The sequence below is a fragment of the Promicromonospora umidemergens genome (genome assembly GCF_024171995.1).
GTDB classification, from domain to species: Bacteria; Actinomycetota; Actinomycetes; order Actinomycetales; family Cellulomonadaceae; genus Promicromonospora; species Promicromonospora umidemergens.
Window position 1 is genome coordinate 252,371 of sequence record NZ_JAMTCT010000002.1, and the last position, 13,410, is coordinate 265,780.

Annotated in this window: 14 protein-coding genes; 5 read left to right on the top strand and 9 right to left on the bottom strand. The window is 69.5% G+C overall.

Features of this window, described 5'->3' with window-relative positions; translation table 11 throughout:
• Position 1: 1 nt before the first annotated feature.
• The 5 genes from aroQ to APR04_RS04700 all read right to left on the bottom strand — a co-directional run bounded on the left by aroQ (position 2) and on the right by APR04_RS04700 (position 4,352).
• A complete protein-coding gene (gene aroQ, locus APR04_RS04680) occupies positions 2–445 on the bottom strand; it encodes a type II 3-dehydroquinate dehydratase (protein ID WP_253868238.1) in 444 nt (147 codons plus the stop codon).
• A gap of 10 nt (positions 446–455) precedes the next feature.
• Positions 456–1,328, bottom strand: a complete 873-nt coding sequence (locus tag APR04_RS04685) for a shikimate dehydrogenase (RefSeq protein ID WP_253868239.1) — start codon at positions 1,326–1,328, stop codon at positions 456–458.
• A gap of 23 nt (positions 1,329–1,351) precedes the next feature.
• The gene (locus tag APR04_RS04690) at positions 1,352–2,377 is read right to left on the bottom strand and encodes a DctP family TRAP transporter solute-binding subunit (protein ID WP_253868240.1); all 1,026 of its coding nucleotides are present in this window, start codon (positions 2,375–2,377) and stop codon (positions 1,352–1,354) included.
• Positions 2,378–2,463: 86 nt separating this feature from the next.
• The gene (locus APR04_RS04695; RefSeq protein WP_253868241.1) at positions 2,464–3,738 is read right to left on the bottom strand and encodes a TRAP transporter large permease; all 1,275 of its coding nucleotides are present in this window, start codon (positions 3,736–3,738) and stop codon (positions 2,464–2,466) included.
• A complete protein-coding gene (locus tag APR04_RS04700; protein WP_253868242.1) occupies positions 3,735–4,352 on the bottom strand; it encodes a TRAP transporter small permease in 618 nt (205 codons plus the stop codon). The genes APR04_RS04695 and APR04_RS04700 overlap by 4 nt, the downstream gene beginning before the upstream one ends.
• Before the next feature lie 139 nt (positions 4,353–4,491).
• Here APR04_RS04700 and APR04_RS04705 point away from each other — a divergent pair, with 139 nt between their 5' ends.
• Positions 4,492–5,502, top strand: coding sequence for a LacI family DNA-binding transcriptional regulator (locus APR04_RS04705; RefSeq protein ID WP_253868243.1), 1,011 nt, complete (start codon positions 4,492–4,494; stop codon positions 5,500–5,502).
• A gap of 54 nt (positions 5,503–5,556) precedes the next feature.
• Here the strand turns inward: APR04_RS04705 and APR04_RS04710 are convergent, their stop codons facing one another.
• Together APR04_RS04710 and APR04_RS04715 are read right to left on the bottom strand one after the other, a co-directional pair.
• A complete protein-coding gene (locus tag APR04_RS04710) occupies positions 5,557–6,093 on the bottom strand; it encodes an MFS transporter (protein ID WP_253868244.1) in 537 nt (178 codons plus the stop codon).
• The gene (locus tag APR04_RS04715; RefSeq protein WP_253868245.1) at positions 6,090–6,794 is read right to left on the bottom strand and encodes an MFS transporter; all 705 of its coding nucleotides are present in this window, start codon (positions 6,792–6,794) and stop codon (positions 6,090–6,092) included. Before APR04_RS04715 ends, APR04_RS04710 begins: the two co-directional genes overlap by 4 nt.
• A gap of 78 nt (positions 6,795–6,872) precedes the next feature.
• On the opposite strand from APR04_RS04715, the gene APR04_RS31250 reads away from it, so the two are divergent.
• Complete coding sequence (locus APR04_RS31250; protein ID WP_372496063.1) at positions 6,873–7,349, top strand: GNAT family N-acetyltransferase; 477 nt, start codon at positions 6,873–6,875, stop codon at positions 7,347–7,349.
• Between the two features lie 69 nt (positions 7,350–7,418).
• Here APR04_RS31250 and APR04_RS04720 read toward each other — a convergent pair whose 3' ends face one another.
• Together APR04_RS04720 and APR04_RS04725 are read right to left on the bottom strand one after the other, a co-directional pair.
• A complete protein-coding gene (locus APR04_RS04720; RefSeq protein WP_253868246.1) occupies positions 7,419–8,276 on the bottom strand; it encodes an aldo/keto reductase in 858 nt (285 codons plus the stop codon).
• Between the two features lie 90 nt (positions 8,277–8,366).
• Positions 8,367–8,561 carry a hypothetical protein gene (locus APR04_RS04725; RefSeq protein ID WP_253868247.1) on the bottom strand — a complete coding sequence of 65 codons (195 nt, stop codon included), beginning with the start codon at positions 8,559–8,561 and terminating at the stop codon, positions 8,367–8,369.
• 333 nt (positions 8,562–8,894) lie between these two features.
• Between APR04_RS04725 and APR04_RS04730 the strand changes: the two genes are divergently transcribed.
• The 3 genes from APR04_RS04730 to APR04_RS04740 all read left to right on the top strand — a co-directional run bounded on the left by APR04_RS04730 (position 8,895) and on the right by APR04_RS04740 (position 13,314).
• Complete coding sequence (locus tag APR04_RS04730; protein WP_253868248.1) at positions 8,895–10,112, top strand: sensor histidine kinase; 1,218 nt, start codon at positions 8,895–8,897, stop codon at positions 10,110–10,112.
• Between the two features lie 440 nt (positions 10,113–10,552).
• The gene (locus tag APR04_RS04735; RefSeq protein WP_253868249.1) at positions 10,553–11,788 is read left to right on the top strand and encodes a sialidase family protein; all 1,236 of its coding nucleotides are present in this window, start codon (positions 10,553–10,555) and stop codon (positions 11,786–11,788) included.
• 122 nt (positions 11,789–11,910) lie between these two features.
• On the top strand, positions 11,911–13,314 hold the full coding sequence (locus APR04_RS04740; RefSeq protein WP_253868250.1) for an SLC13 family permease: 1,404 nt from the start codon (positions 11,911–11,913) through the stop codon (positions 13,312–13,314).
• Positions 13,315–13,410: the final 96 nt, after the last annotated feature.

Sequence of the window (13,410 nt, forward strand, 5' to 3'; positions counted from 1 at the left end):
GTCAGCCCTCCACCAGTGCGCGGATCGCCAGCTCGTACCCGATCGGTCCCAGCCCGGCGATGACGCCCCTGGCCACGGGCGTCACGTAGGAGTGCCGCCGGAACTCCTCGCGGGCGTGAACGTTGGAGACGTGGATCTCGACCACTGGCACCTGGGCGCCCGCGATGGCGTCCCGGATCGCCACGGACGTGTGGGTGTATGCCCCGGGGTTGAGCACGACGCCGATGCTGCGCCCCTCGGCCACCTCCCGGCCGATCTCCTGGAGCCAGTCGACGAGCCGGCCCTCGTGGTTGGACTGGCGGCACTCGGCCCGGCAGCCGAGCGCGGTGGCGACGTCGGCGCACCGCTGCTCGACGTCGGCGAGCGTGGCCGTCCCGTAGACGCCGGGCTCCCGCGTCCCGAGGAGGTTGAGGTTGGGGCCGTTGAGGATGTGGATCGTTCGCATGGTGCCTCCTTCAGGTGGTGGGCCCGGCCGCGACGAGCTGGTCGAAGTGGGCGTGCATCCGGGCGACGTCGGGCCGGAGGCCGGTGATCAGGCGCAGGCTCTCGGCGGCCTGCCCCACGGCCATCCCGCCGCCGTCGAGCGTGGCCAGCCCGCGCGCGCGGGCGCGCCGCACCAGCTCTGTCTCCAGGGGCCGGTAGACGACCTCTGCGACCCAGGCCGCCGGGCCGAGCCGGTCGACGTCGAACGCGGTCCCCGGGTGCTCGGCCATGCCGACCGGGGTGACGTGCACGACGCCGTCGACGCGGGGCAGCCAGTCGTCGAGCGGTCCGCCGGCGCTGCGCAGCCGGCCACCGGCTCCGTCGGCGGCGGTCCCGGAGAGACGCCGCAGCATCGCGTCGACCGCCGCCGGGACGACGTCGTGCACGACTATCCGCTCGAAGCCCATGTCGATCAGGGCCGACGCCGTGGCGAGCCCTGCGCCGCCGGCACCGATCTGGAGCACGGTGCCGGTGGCCGCACGGCCGCCGAGGAAGCTCTCCAGCGCCGACCGGAAACCGGTGCCGTCGGTGTTGTGCGCGGTCCGGTGCCCGTCGCCGAGCAGCACGAGGTTGGCGGAGCCGAGGCGGCGCACGGTCGGGCTGAGGTCCGCCACGTGCTCGAGCACGGACTGCTTGAACGGGTGGGTCACGTTGGCCGCGTCGAACCCTGCGCCCTCCAGGCGGCCCAGCTGCGCTCCGAGGTCCACGTCGGGGTCGTCGACCAGGTCGACGATCCGGTACTCGTAGTCGAGCCCCAGATGCCGCGCCTCCTCCATGTGCAGCGCGGGTGACAGCGACGGCTTGATGCCGTTGCCGAGCAGGGCTACGCGGTAGCGGTCCCTCATGGCGCTGCTGGACGAGTACGGCGTCACTGTGCGGAGCTCCGCATGGCCTCGTAGACCGCCAGCGAGTCGCCCTCGAGGTTCTCCCGGAACCACGCGTCGGTCTGCTGCGCGAAGGCCTCCTGGTCGACGTCGTCGACGACCTCGACGGAGCCCTCCTGCTCCCACGCGTCGAGGATCTCCTGCTCGGCCTCCTCGACGCAGCCCGGCATCCGCTCGACGGCGGCCGCGACGGCGTCGGCGAGCGCCGCACGCTGGTCGTCGTCCAGCTCGGTGTCGTAGGACGGCGCGGCCACGATGAGGTTCGAGTTCTGCTGGTGCGCGGACATGCTCACGTAGTCCTGCACCTCAACCAGGTTGCTGGCGTCGATGTTGGTCAGCGGGTTCTCCTGGCCTTCCACGACGCCCTGCTGCAGGGCGAGGTAGAGCTCCTCGTAGGCGACCTCTGTGGCCTCGGCGCCGAGCGCCCGCGCGTTGAGCAGGTACTGCCCGGAGCCCGGGAAACGGATCCGCAGACCGGCCAGGTCGGCGGGCTCGCGGATGGGCTCGTTCGCGGTGAACTGCCTGGCGCCGGCCGACCAGGCCCCGAGGACCGACACGCCCCCGGAGGCCTCCTTGAAGTCCTGCCCGAGCTGGTCCGCGGAGCCGTCGGTGAAGAACCGGTCCAGGTGTGCGGCGTCGTCGAACCCGTAGGCCGCATCGACGACTCCGGCCGGCTCGTAGACAGCGGCCAGCGCCGAGGCGCCCTGGACGTCGATGTCGATGTCACCCGACTGCACCGACGCGATGCGGTCGGCGTCCCCGCCGAGCTGGCTGTTGGCATACACCTCGACGGTGATCCCGACGTCAGCGGCCTCGGCCTCCTCCTTGATGACCTGGGCGCCGCAGAGGTGCTGCGGCTGGTCCTCGGTGTAGCTGTGCGCGAGCGTCAGCTCGACCTCGCCGCCTCCTGCGGCGCCGCCGGGGCTGTCTCCGGAGCCGCCGCACGCGGTGAGCAGCACCAGGGGCAGGACCACGGCCGCGCCGGCGGCGGTGGTGCGGTGGAGGTTCATGGTGGGTCCTTTCGGTTCACGCCGACGTCGTCGTCGGTCGATGGGTCGTCGGTCCATGGGTCGTCGATCGATGGCGAGGGGAGCGGTCACAGGCCGAGCCGTGCCGGCAGCCAGGTGGCGATACCGGGGAAGAAGATGATCAGCAGGCAGCACAGGACCAGCGGCACGAGGAAGGGCAGCGCGCCCCGGAACACCTCGCCGACCGGCACCTGCTGCGTGGAGCTGAGGACGTAGAGCACGGTGCCGACCGGCGGCGTGAGCAGGCCGATCATCAGCGAGACGATCATCACGACACCGAGCAGGATCGGGTCGACGCCGATGGTCGTGGCGATCGGCATCAGGATGGGCACGACCAGCACCAGGGTGGCGGTCGCGTCGATCACTGTGCCGAGCAGCAGCATCAGGAGCATGACCAGGAGCAGGAAGACCGTGCCGTCGTCGGTGATGCCGAGCACCAGCCGGGCCAGCTCCTGCGGCACGCGTTCCTTGGCCAGGACGTACCCGAGCAGCGCCGCCGAGGCGACGATCAGCATGATCGCCGCGGTCGTCAGGACGGTCTCCACCAGGATCTTCGGCAGGTCCCTGATCTTGAGCGTGCGGTAGCCGAAGCCGAGGACCAGCATGTAGGCGGCGCCGACGGCTGCCGCCTCGGTGGGCGTGAAGAGACCGCCGAGGATGCCGCCGAGGATGATGACCGGTGCTCCGAGCGGAAGCACCACGCGTCTGCCGGTCCGGGCGACGCGTGCCCAGGAGAAACCGAGGTGCCGGATGCCGGGCTGACGGCGCACCAGGAGGAACACCACCGCGCAGAGCCCGACCACCATGAGCAGCGCCGGTATGACGGAGGCCGCGAACAGCGCACCCGTCGACACGGACGCCTGTCCCGCGAAGATCACCGCCGGGATGCTGGGCGGCATGACCGGCGCGATGAGGGCGGACGCCCCCACGACGCCGAGGCCGAACCGCCGGGAGTACCCGGCGCGCAGCATCGGCGGTATCTCGACCTTGCTGAGGGCGGCCGCGTCGGCCACCGCGGAACCGCTCATCCAGGAGAAGCCGAGGCTGACGCCCACGCTCACGTAGCCCAGCCCGCCGCGGACCCGGCCGAACAGGGCGAGCGCGAAGTCGAAGAGGCGGTCCGCGATGCCTGCGTGGTTGGCGACCACGCCGAGCAGGATGAACAGGGGCACGGCCAGCAGCACGAAGTTGCCGGTGGCATCGGCGACCAGGCGCATCGGCAGCCCGAGCGACTGTCCCTCGATGAGCAGGTAGGCCAGGCCGGGACCGAGAAAGGCGAACGCGACGGGCACCCGGAGGGCCAGCAGGGCCAAGATCGCGACCAGGAGCAGGAGAACGGTCATCGCTGGGCCTCGTCCTCTGTGACCGTGCGGTCCTCTGTGGCAGTGAGGTCCTCTGTGACCGTGCGGCCCTCGGTGTCCGTGCGGCCCTCGGTGTCCGTGCGGTCCTGGTGGTCCGGCGGCGGCGCACCGAACCGGGCGACCTGCACCGCGCGGACGGCGGCGCGGACCGTCGCGCTCACCAGACCGATCAGCGCTATCGCGTACACCCAGGACATGGGCAGGCCGAGCGCCGGCGAGGTCAGGAACCCCGCTGAGTACACCAGCTCCCAGCACGCCCAGGTGAACCCCGCGGCGGTCAGCGCGACCAGAGCCAGCGCGAGCGTCTGCACGGTCCGGACCGCCGTGGGGCTGGGCAGGCTGTCCACCAGCTCGAGAGCGATGTGGCCGTTGCGGGTGACCAGCACGCCGGCCGCGACGAACGTCAGCCAGATCAGCGCGAACTGCGACAGCTCCCCGGTCCAGATGATCTGCGGCAGGGGCAGGTAGCGCTGGACCGCCTGGAACAGGATGAGCACGAAGATCATGGCCCCGGCGACACCGGCGATCGTGAGCTCGACGGCGGTGAGCACCTTGATGAGGCGTTGCAGGCCCCGGTTCATGCCCGGTTCACGCACATCGTGACGGTTCCTTCCGTTGAGCCGCACCTCCGTGTGCAGCGCGGTCACCGCCACACGTCGGTGTGTGGCGTCGTGACTGCGGCGACCCTAGAAACCGTCCGGCAAGTTGCGCAAGGAGTTGCCAAAATTGCCAACGATGTGGCTAGATGCCTGGGTGCAGCCCACGATCTACGACGTCGCGAAGGCGGCCGGCGTAGCCGCCTCCACGGTCTCGCGCACCTTCAACAAGCCCGGCCGGGTCAACGAGGCCACCCGGCAGCGCGTCCTCACCGCGGCATCAAAGCTCGGATACCAGCACAGCCCGCAGAACCGGGCACTGCCCGGCGGACGCCACCGCACCATCGCGATGGTCCTGTCCGACATCACCAACCCGCACTTCTTCGAGCTCATCCGAGGCGCGGAACAGCGCGCCAGAGCGTCCGACGTCACCCTGGTCATCGTCAACGCCGAGGAGTCGCAACGCATTGAGGAGAACCAGGTACGCGACCTGTCCCCCACCGTCGACGGGTTCGTCCTCGCCGCCAGCCGGCTCAGCGACGACGACCTGACAGCCTTGGCCGAGCGGCACCGCGTCGTCCTGCTCAACCGCGAGCTGACCGGGCTGACGAGCGTGGCGCTCGCGGTCGGGGCCGGCTGCCAGCAGATCCTGGAGCACCTTGCCTCGCTCGGGCACCGGAGCCTGACCTACTGCGCCGGCCCGCCCGGCTCCTGGATGGGCGCGGTGCGCTGGGCGGCGCTGAGCGCCGGCGCCGAGGAGCACGGCATGACGGCGCACCGGGTCGGCCCGTACACGCCGAACGTCGCGAACGGCGGCGTCGCGGCCGACGGCGCCCTGCGTACCGGCGCGAGCGCGATCGTGGCGCACAACGACCTGCTGGCCTTCGGGATCATCCGCCGGCTCACCCAGCGGGGTGTCCGCGTGCCCGACGACGTCAGCGTGGTCGGGTTCGACGACATCTTCGCCGCCGACTTCGTCCACCCGTCGCTGACCACCCTCGGCGGTCCAGGTGCGCATGCCGGCCGGCTCGCCGTCGAGCTGCTGATCGACCAGTTCGCCGGCCGCTCGGCGCAGGAGGCGGAGCAGATCAGGCTGCCGACCGAGCTGGTGCTGCGCGAGTCCTCGGGCCCTGCGCCGAGGGCCTCCTGACTCGCGCTGCCGCCGATCCTGTCGCCGCCGACAACGTCTGTCCGGATACCAGCGCTACCCGGCCTCCGCCGCGACCGGGGCCTGCTCAGCCTCCCAAGCGCGGAACATCCGGATCTGGACCGCGCACATCACTGCGGCGACCGCAAACAAGCCGCCCGCGACCGCGAACGGGATCAAGAACCCGACTCCCGATGCGAGAAGCCCTCCCAGAGCTGCTCCCACGCCCAGGCCGATCAGGCTGAGAAGGCGACTCATCGATCCCACACGTCCCATCATCGCGGCGGGCGTGATCTTCTGACGCACGGAGGCGGCCATGATGTTCCAGACGACGGCGTGCGCGATGTACGCCGCGAGCGCGATGGCCACGACCACGACGTTCTTCGTCAGGGAGATCGTGATGAAGGACATCGAACCGACGCTGAGCGCCGCGACGATGGTCCAGCCGTAGCCGAGCCGACGGCGTAGGCGAGTTGCGACGAAGGCGCCCAAGAGGCCTCCAAGCGCGGAGAAAGAGAGCAGGAAGCCGTATTCGGCCGGGCTCAGCCCGAGCTCCTGGGTAGCGTAGAGCGCGAGGTAGGAGAACGGGATCATTGGGCGACGCACGCCAGCGCCCCGATGATCACGAGCAGCCGCACGAGCCCATGGCGCCATGTCCAGATCGCCCCTTCCCGGATCGACGAGAGCACGCCGTGCGAGGCCGCCGTTCTGTCGGCTAGCGGGACGATGTACGAACCCCGCAGCCGCCAGTAGGCGAGGCCTGCTACGAGAAAGGCCACAGCGGTGAGCGCGGACGGCGCGAAGGCCGCCGCCGCGAACAGGAAACCACCCAGAGGTGGGCCGACGAACTCGTCCACCACGGTCTGCGTGCCGGCGATCTGGGAGTTCGCCCGATCGAGGCCCTGAGGCTCGACCGCCTGCGGGAGGATCGCGGACGCGGCACTGTCAGAGAGGGTCTCTATGACACCCATGACCGCGTACACGACGTACAAGGCGACGAGTGGGGCAGCGTCGATCATGACGAGGGCTGCGAGAAGCGCGAACACGGCGGCGCGGGAGAAGTTCGCCGCGAGCAGCAGCCGTCGCCTGTCGTACCGGTCGATGAGCATACCGATGCCGAGTACCGACAGCACGCGCGGCAGGGAGTGGGCGATCGCCAGCCCGGAGACAGCCAGCGGGTCGTCCGTGAGCGTCACGGCCAGCAAGGGGATAGCGATGAACGTGATGCCGTCGGCAAGGTTCGACGAAGCATTACCAGACCAGATACTGCGGTAGTCGGCCCCCAATGAGTTCACGGCACTTCCTCCATGAGTTCTCGCGGCTTCCCTGGTGTCCTGAGCCAGGAATTCTGTTCAGATATGTAGCCTGGGTTTATGACGTGGGATATTCGCGCATACCGAGGCCCAGATGACGCCACAGCAACCTTCGACGTCTTCCAAGCCGCGGTTCGCCAGACGGCCTCGTCGGTCTACGGACCGGACCAGGTGGACGCATGGGCCGGCCCCGCTCGCACCGACCTGAGCGATTGGGACAGTCGGCGGCGAGAAGCGTCGACCCTGGTGGCAGAAGTTGATGACACTGTCGCGGGCTTCACAGACCTGCTGCCGGACGGCTTGGTTGACATGCTGTTCGTTCATCCACGATCAGGGGGCAGGGGTGTCGCACGCGCCCTGCTAACTGCCACCATGCGCGACGCACGTGCCCGCGGCCTTACCGAACTGCGGACCTTGGCGAGCCGGAGCGCTCAGCCTACGTTCGAACGCCTCGGATTCACTGTGGTCGCCCATCGCCCGGACAACACGATCCGTGGGCTCGTCGTCCCCAACGTAGAGATGCGTCGCCTCCTCTAGCGTTCTGAGTCAGAAATTCTCTTGTCGGCCACCACGACGAGCCGAGCTCGTCCAGGCGGCAGGACGTCGTCAGGTTGCTGCTGCCTCTAGACGGTCCAGGTCGGTGTCGCTGAGGACGAGCTCGGCCGCAGCGACGTTGCCCAGCAGATGGGCCACCCGCGTGGTGCCAGGCAGGGGGACCACGGCCTGGCCGGATCGACTGCCACGGGTGTGGACCCAGGCCAGGGCCACCTGGCTCGGTGTCACCTCGTAGTCCACGGCGACCTCACCGAGCGCGTGCACGAGAGGACTCTCCCGGGGCTGAGCGAGCGACCCGTGGCCCAGCGGCGAGTGGGCTACCAACACGATCCCCAGCTCAGCCAGGACCGGCAGCATGGACTCGACACCGCGCTCGCCCAGTGACCACTCCTGCTGCACGGCGGCGATCGGATGCACCGCGTGAGCTCGCCGCACGTCCTCGATCGTGACGTTCGACAGGCCAAGGGCTCCGATCTTCCCGGCCTGGCGAAGCTCGGCCATCGCAGCGACGGTCTCCTCGATCGGTGTGTCTTCACCTCGGTGGTGCAGGTAGTACAGATCGACGATATCGACGTCGAGCCGGCGCAGGGTTCCCTCGATCGCGGACCGGACCGTGGCGGGGTCGGTCCGCACGTGCCAGTCATCGAAGCGGCCGGACGGGCCCCAGTAGACGCCGAACTTGCTGCACAGCGTGATCTGGTCGCGATGGGCCGCTACCGCCTTGCCGACGATCTCTTCGTTGCCGTACATCTCAGCCGTATCGAGCAGCGTCACTCCTACCTCGACCGCGGCAGCCACGAGCAAGCCCGGATCGCGGTCGGCGTCACCCCACCACTCGTCGGTAAGACGCATCAGGCCCAGCCCCTGAGCCGGCACATTCTCGGATGTCCACAAGCTGGCGTTCTTCACGGCAAGAACGGTAGAACCTCAACCGCACATGAGGTCAAGGCGCGAGTTCAGCGCGCGCTGGGACTGCGCCGCACTCGCCTGAGTTGATGGTCAGCCCGCGTCGAACCGGTCCTCGCCGTCCTGGTCCGGGTTGTCCTCGGGGTCCTCGCCAGGGATGGCATCGCCCGCAGCGTCGGTCGCGCCCGGCTTCAGACGGTCCGCGTCTTCCTTCGACACCTCGGGCGCGCCCGGTCCGGACTCGACGTCGCCACCCGAGGACTCGCCCTCGCGGCTCTTCTCACTCATCTCGTGCTCCTTCCGCTGCCCGTGGGCCGGCGGCTGGTGCGGCCGGCGGAACTTCGACGCTACGCCCAGCCCGACGCTCGCACCAGCGCGTCGAGCCCCGCGTCCAGGACACGCTAGGGGTCAGACCCATCGATCGGCTCATCGGACGGCCCCGAGGACGCCGCTGATGACGAGTGCGGTGAGGGTGGTCTAGGCGATGATGGCGCTGGCGACTACGACGACGAGGGGCTGGACAAGCTCGGGAACACCGCCCAGAAGTGCCGGCCTGTCACCGCCTTCCGGCTGCTTCGCACGCCCCACCCATGACAGGTGTCACGCCCGTAACCTGGGCGGATGAGCAGCCCGCCCGCGCGCGCCGCCGCCACATCGGCGACAGCGGAAGCCCGTACCGCGCTACGGCTGACCCGGAGCATCACCGCGACCTGGTGGTACGTCGCACTTGCGATAGTGGTCACCCAGCTCATCATCGTGATTCTCCTGGTGGACATCCTCGCGGCGGGAAGGTGGGGCACGTTCACGGCCGTCGGCGTCGGCGTCGGCGGGCTGCTGTGGTGGCTCTCGACGCTGCCCCCGCTGCTCGACTACCGGCACCGGACTCTCGACGCGCCACTGATGGTCTGGCGGCGCCACCTGGCGCCGCTCCTGACAGCGGCGGCCTACGGGCTCGCGGCCGGGCTCGTCACCGAAGTCTGGGTGGTCGGTGTCCTGCCCCTGATCCAGGTGGCCATGCTGCTGAACTGGCCACCGGGGGTACGTCTGCGCGTGGTGCTGGCGGCGACCGCCCTGCTCGTCGCACTGTCAGTGATCGACGTCCGCCTCACGCTCGGGCGGGACCTCGCCGCCAGCTGGCCCCAGATGCTCTTCCTGTCCGCCATCATGCCGGTCGTCACCGTCTCCTCGCTGTGGTGGTGGGACGTGCTCGTCGCGCTCGACCGGGCCCGCACCTCGGAGGCGAAGCTCGCGGCGACCCAGGAACGGCTGCGGCTCGCGACGGACGTGCACGACCTGCAGGGCCACCACCTCCAGGTCATCGCCCTCCAGCTCGAGCTCGCCGAGCGGCTCATGCCCGCGGACCCCCAGGCGGGCATGGAGCAGCTGCGCGCCGCGCGCGCCAGCGTGGACGACGCGCGACAGGGCACCCGCGACCTGGCCACCCGCTTCCGCTCCGTCCCGCTGCGCGACGAGCTCGCCAACGCCGTGGACCTGCTGTGCGCCGCGGGCACCAAGGCCGAGGCCACGGTGGACCCCGACGCTTCGCTCGCCCCGCCGTCCGCTCTCGGACCGGTCGTCCGGGAGACGACGACGAACGTGCTGCGGCACGGCGGCGGCCGGTGGGCACGCCTGTCCCTCACCCGCACGGACGGGTCGTGGCGCTACGAGATCGCCAACGACGTCGCCGCCGAGGCTCCCGACGTGCCCGGGAGCGCGGGCGGTGCGGGGCTGGACGGGATCGCCAGGCGGGCGGCCGAGGTGGACGGCGACCTCGAGGTGCGGCGCGACGGCGAGACCTTCACCGTCGTCGTCACGGTCCCCGGCACCGTGCGCCCGTAAGCGGCGGGCGCGGCACAGCACGTCGGGACCGGGCTGTCCTGGCCGACCACGTCCTGAACGGGATCACGGCCGCGCTGCCGGTGTTCCGGCGTCAGGCGAGGGGCACCTCGTGACCACGGTCTCGACGTCGAGCCTGAAGTCCGAGCCGCGGCCGGCGTCGGCACGGCCCCCTCAGCCACTCCTCTCGGTAAGCCTACGATGCGCATCGCGAACGTATGAACCCGCCAAACAGGGCCCCCCGTGCGCGCGCCGCGCATAGCCTTGCGCGGAGCGCGCATCTCTGTCAGGGTTGCGCCACATCTCGACCCCCCCTTGCAGTGAAGCTCGGAGGCAAACATCAACGGCGATCAGCTCGACGAACACACCGTCGGTCGCGGCGCTACCACCGACCCAGTCAAAGGGCTCCCTGCCCACCTACCACCGATGACGCCGGAGGAAAGATGACAATGTTCGACGGGCTCTTGCGCCCCCGTACCGATGGCGGGACCGAGGCGTTCCTGCCCACGCCCACGGTGCAGTGCCACGCCGCCAACCTCGCATTCCTGCCCGATGGTGACCTCGCCTGCGTCTGGTTCGGCGGCACGCAGGAGGGGGTCTCCGACATCTCCGTGCACCTCTCCAGGCTTCCGGCCGGCTCCGACCGTTGGCTCGACCCGGTCCAGCTCAGCTTCGACTCCGGCCGCTCCGAGCAGAACCCCATCCTGTTCAACGCCCCCGACGGCGACGTCTGGTTGCTGTACACCGCCCAGGTCGCCGGCAACCAGGACACCGCAGAGGTACGCCGCCGCATCTCTCACGACGGCGGCGATACGTGGGAGGAACCGACCGCGCTCCTCGGCGACGACGCCCCGAAGGGTGTGTTCGTCCGTCAGGTTCCGGTGGCGCTGGGGAGCGGCCGCATCCTGCTACCCACCTTCAACTGCGTCGCCCTCCCCGGTGAGAAATGGGTAGGCAACCAGGACACCGCCTCGGTGTGGCACTCCGACGACGGCGGCGACACGTGGACGGAGACCCCGGTTCCCGACTCGGAGGGCAGCGTCCACATGAACATCGTGCCCCGCACCGACGGCACGCTGTGGGCCTGCTTCCGCTCGCGGTGGGCCGACCACGTCTACGAGTCGGAATCCACCGATGACGGCCAGACCTGGACGCCGTGCCGTCCGATCGCGCTTCCCAACAACAACTCCTCGATCCAGGCGCGGGCGCTGGGCGACGCTCAGCTGGCGATGGTCATGAACTACGCCAGCCAGGCCGACGCGACCGGCCGGAGGGTGTCCCTCTACGACGAGATCGACGACGAGGGCGTCAAGGACACCGACGGCCCGGTAGTCGCAGAGCCGTCGTTCGAGGGCGACGAGCCCACCGCCTTCTGGGGTGCACCGCGCGCCCCGATGACCCTGGCGCTCTCGGACGACGATGGACGCAGCTGGCCGGTCACGTACGACATCGAGAACGGCGACGGCTACTGCATGTCGAACAACAGCCGTGACGGGATCAACCGCGAGATGTCCTACCCGTCCGTGGTCGGTGGGCTCAACGGTGACATCCACGTGGCCTACACCTGGCATCGCAAGGCGATCAAGCACGTACACCTGGACGCCGACACGTTGGCGCGCATCCGGGCTGCACGGCCCACCTCCGCCGGCCCCGACCTGGGCGGGCACGCGGACTACTGAGTCGGTCGGCCGTGCGCGGGCCGCCGACCTGGAGCTGTGACACGGCGGGCGCTGGCGCCCGTCCCGTTGGGCGCTGTCGACACCGATGTCGGCAGCACGAGATGAAAGGACTGTGAATTCGGATGACGTTGCCGATGATTCTGGCGCTCGGCGTCCTGGTCGTCATGATCGTTCTCATCATGATGGACGTGCTTCCGTTCGGAGCACCGCCCCTGCTGGCTTGCCTGCTGCTCGTGGTCGTTGGCCTGTCAACGGTCCCCGAGGCTTTCGCGGGTTTCACGAACTCGAGTGTTCTCATGATCGCGTTCTTCATGGTCCCACTGGCGGCCATGCAGAAGACAAGACTCATCGGCCGGGTGAGAAAGACCATGGGCGAGCTCGTGGAGAAGGGCGGCTACAAGAGCTACGCCCTGTTGATCGTGGTCGTCATGCTCGGTGCCAGCCTCGCCGGCACCGGCGCAACGGGCTACTACGTGCTGGTGATCGCTCTTGTCTCCACCATTCCGTACGGGAAGAAGCTCCCGACGTCGAAGCTCATGATGCCGCTGGGATTCGCGACCAATCATCCGCTCGCCCCCGTCAACGTGGCACTGATCTACGGCGTCATGGTCACGGCGCTCGAAGCCTCCGGCTACACGGGGAACGTCTCCATGGTGACCTTCTCCCTGGTCAACCTGATCGTGAGCATCGGCTTCCTGGCCTGGTCGCTGGTGGCGTACCGCCTCCTGCCCGACCACCCCATCGCCGACCCGGCAGCCGAGGCGTCCGGACCGGGTGGGGAGCCTGCCACGCCCGCGAAGGGCACCGGCGGCGGAACGCCCGCGCTCCGGAACGAGTCCGGACCGGATGCGCCGTCGACGACACCAGGGACCAGCACCTCGGTCGCCGTGCGCGAGCCTGAAGGCAGTGAGCTGGAGCTGCCCGCCTGGAAGGAGTACGCCACCGGCGCCGTGTTCATCGTGAGCGTCGTCGCCATGATGCTCATGAACGTGCTGGGCGACCTGGCCTACGTCGTTCCAGGCCTGGGCGCGTTCGCCCTGCTCGCCATCCGGATGGTCGACTTCAGGGAGTTCCGCGAGAACCTGTTCGCCCCCGTCATCCTCATGATGGCCGGCGTCATCGGGGTCGCCGACGCTCTCGCCAAGTCCGGCCTGACCGCGCTGGTGGGCAACTCCGTGGCCGACCTGGTGGGCACGTCCGTGTCACCGTTCGTGCTCGTCCTGGTCTTCGCCCTGCTCACCAGCACCGCCGCCGCCTTCACCGGCTCCAACCTGGGCTCCGTGGCGATCTTTGCCCCGATCGCCATCGCCACCTTCCTGAGCCTGGGGCTCGACCCCGTCGCTGTCGCCTGCGCCGTGGCCGTGGCCGGCTGGAACGGCCACTACATGCCCATCGACGGCATGCCGGCAATGATCCTCGGGATGGGCAAGTACAAGCTGACGGAGTTCTGGAAGTTCACGATCCCCATGTACCTCATCCGGATCCTCGCCCTCTCCGCAGGTGCCGTCCTGCTCTTCCCGGTGTGACTGCCCCAGATCCCCGCCGCCCGCATCTCCCGCGCATGAATCTGCGCGTTTCGCGCGATACGCTCCCAGTCACTTGCGCGGGAACGCGACCAACTC

What these genes read in the sequence shown, in the direction of transcription:
- aroQ (WP_253868238.1), bottom strand. Translation starts at nt 445, where the DNA reads ATGCGAACGATCCACATCCTCAACGGCCCCAACCTCAACCTCCTCGGG.
- APR04_RS04685 (WP_253868239.1), bottom strand. Translation starts at nt 1,328, where the DNA reads ATGAGGGACCGCTACCGCGTAGCCCTGCTCGGCAACGGCATCAAGCCG.
- APR04_RS04690 (WP_253868240.1), bottom strand. Translation starts at nt 2,377, where the DNA reads ATGAACCTCCACCGCACCACCGCCGCCGGCGCGGCCGTGGTCCTGCCC.
- APR04_RS04695 (WP_253868241.1), bottom strand. Translation starts at nt 3,738, where the DNA reads ATGACCGTTCTCCTGCTCCTGGTCGCGATCTTGGCCCTGCTGGCCCTC.
- APR04_RS04705 (WP_253868243.1), top strand. Translation starts at nt 4,492, where the DNA reads ATGTGGCTAGATGCCTGGGTGCAGCCCACGATCTACGACGTCGCGAAG.
- APR04_RS04710 (WP_253868244.1), bottom strand. Translation starts at nt 6,093, where the DNA reads ATGATCCCGTTCTCCTACCTCGCGCTCTACGCTACCCAGGAGCTCGGG.
- APR04_RS31250 (WP_372496063.1), top strand. Translation starts at nt 6,873, where the DNA reads ATGACGTGGGATATTCGCGCATACCGAGGCCCAGATGACGCCACAGCA.
- APR04_RS04725 (WP_253868247.1), bottom strand. Translation starts at nt 8,561, where the DNA reads ATGAGTGAGAAGAGCCGCGAGGGCGAGTCCTCGGGTGGCGACGTCGAG.
- APR04_RS04730 (WP_253868248.1), top strand. Translation starts at nt 8,895, where the DNA reads ATGAGCAGCCCGCCCGCGCGCGCCGCCGCCACATCGGCGACAGCGGAA.
- APR04_RS04735 (WP_253868249.1), top strand. Translation starts at nt 10,553, where the DNA reads ATGACAATGTTCGACGGGCTCTTGCGCCCCCGTACCGATGGCGGGACC.
- APR04_RS04740 (WP_253868250.1), top strand. Translation starts at nt 11,911, where the DNA reads ATGACGTTGCCGATGATTCTGGCGCTCGGCGTCCTGGTCGTCATGATC.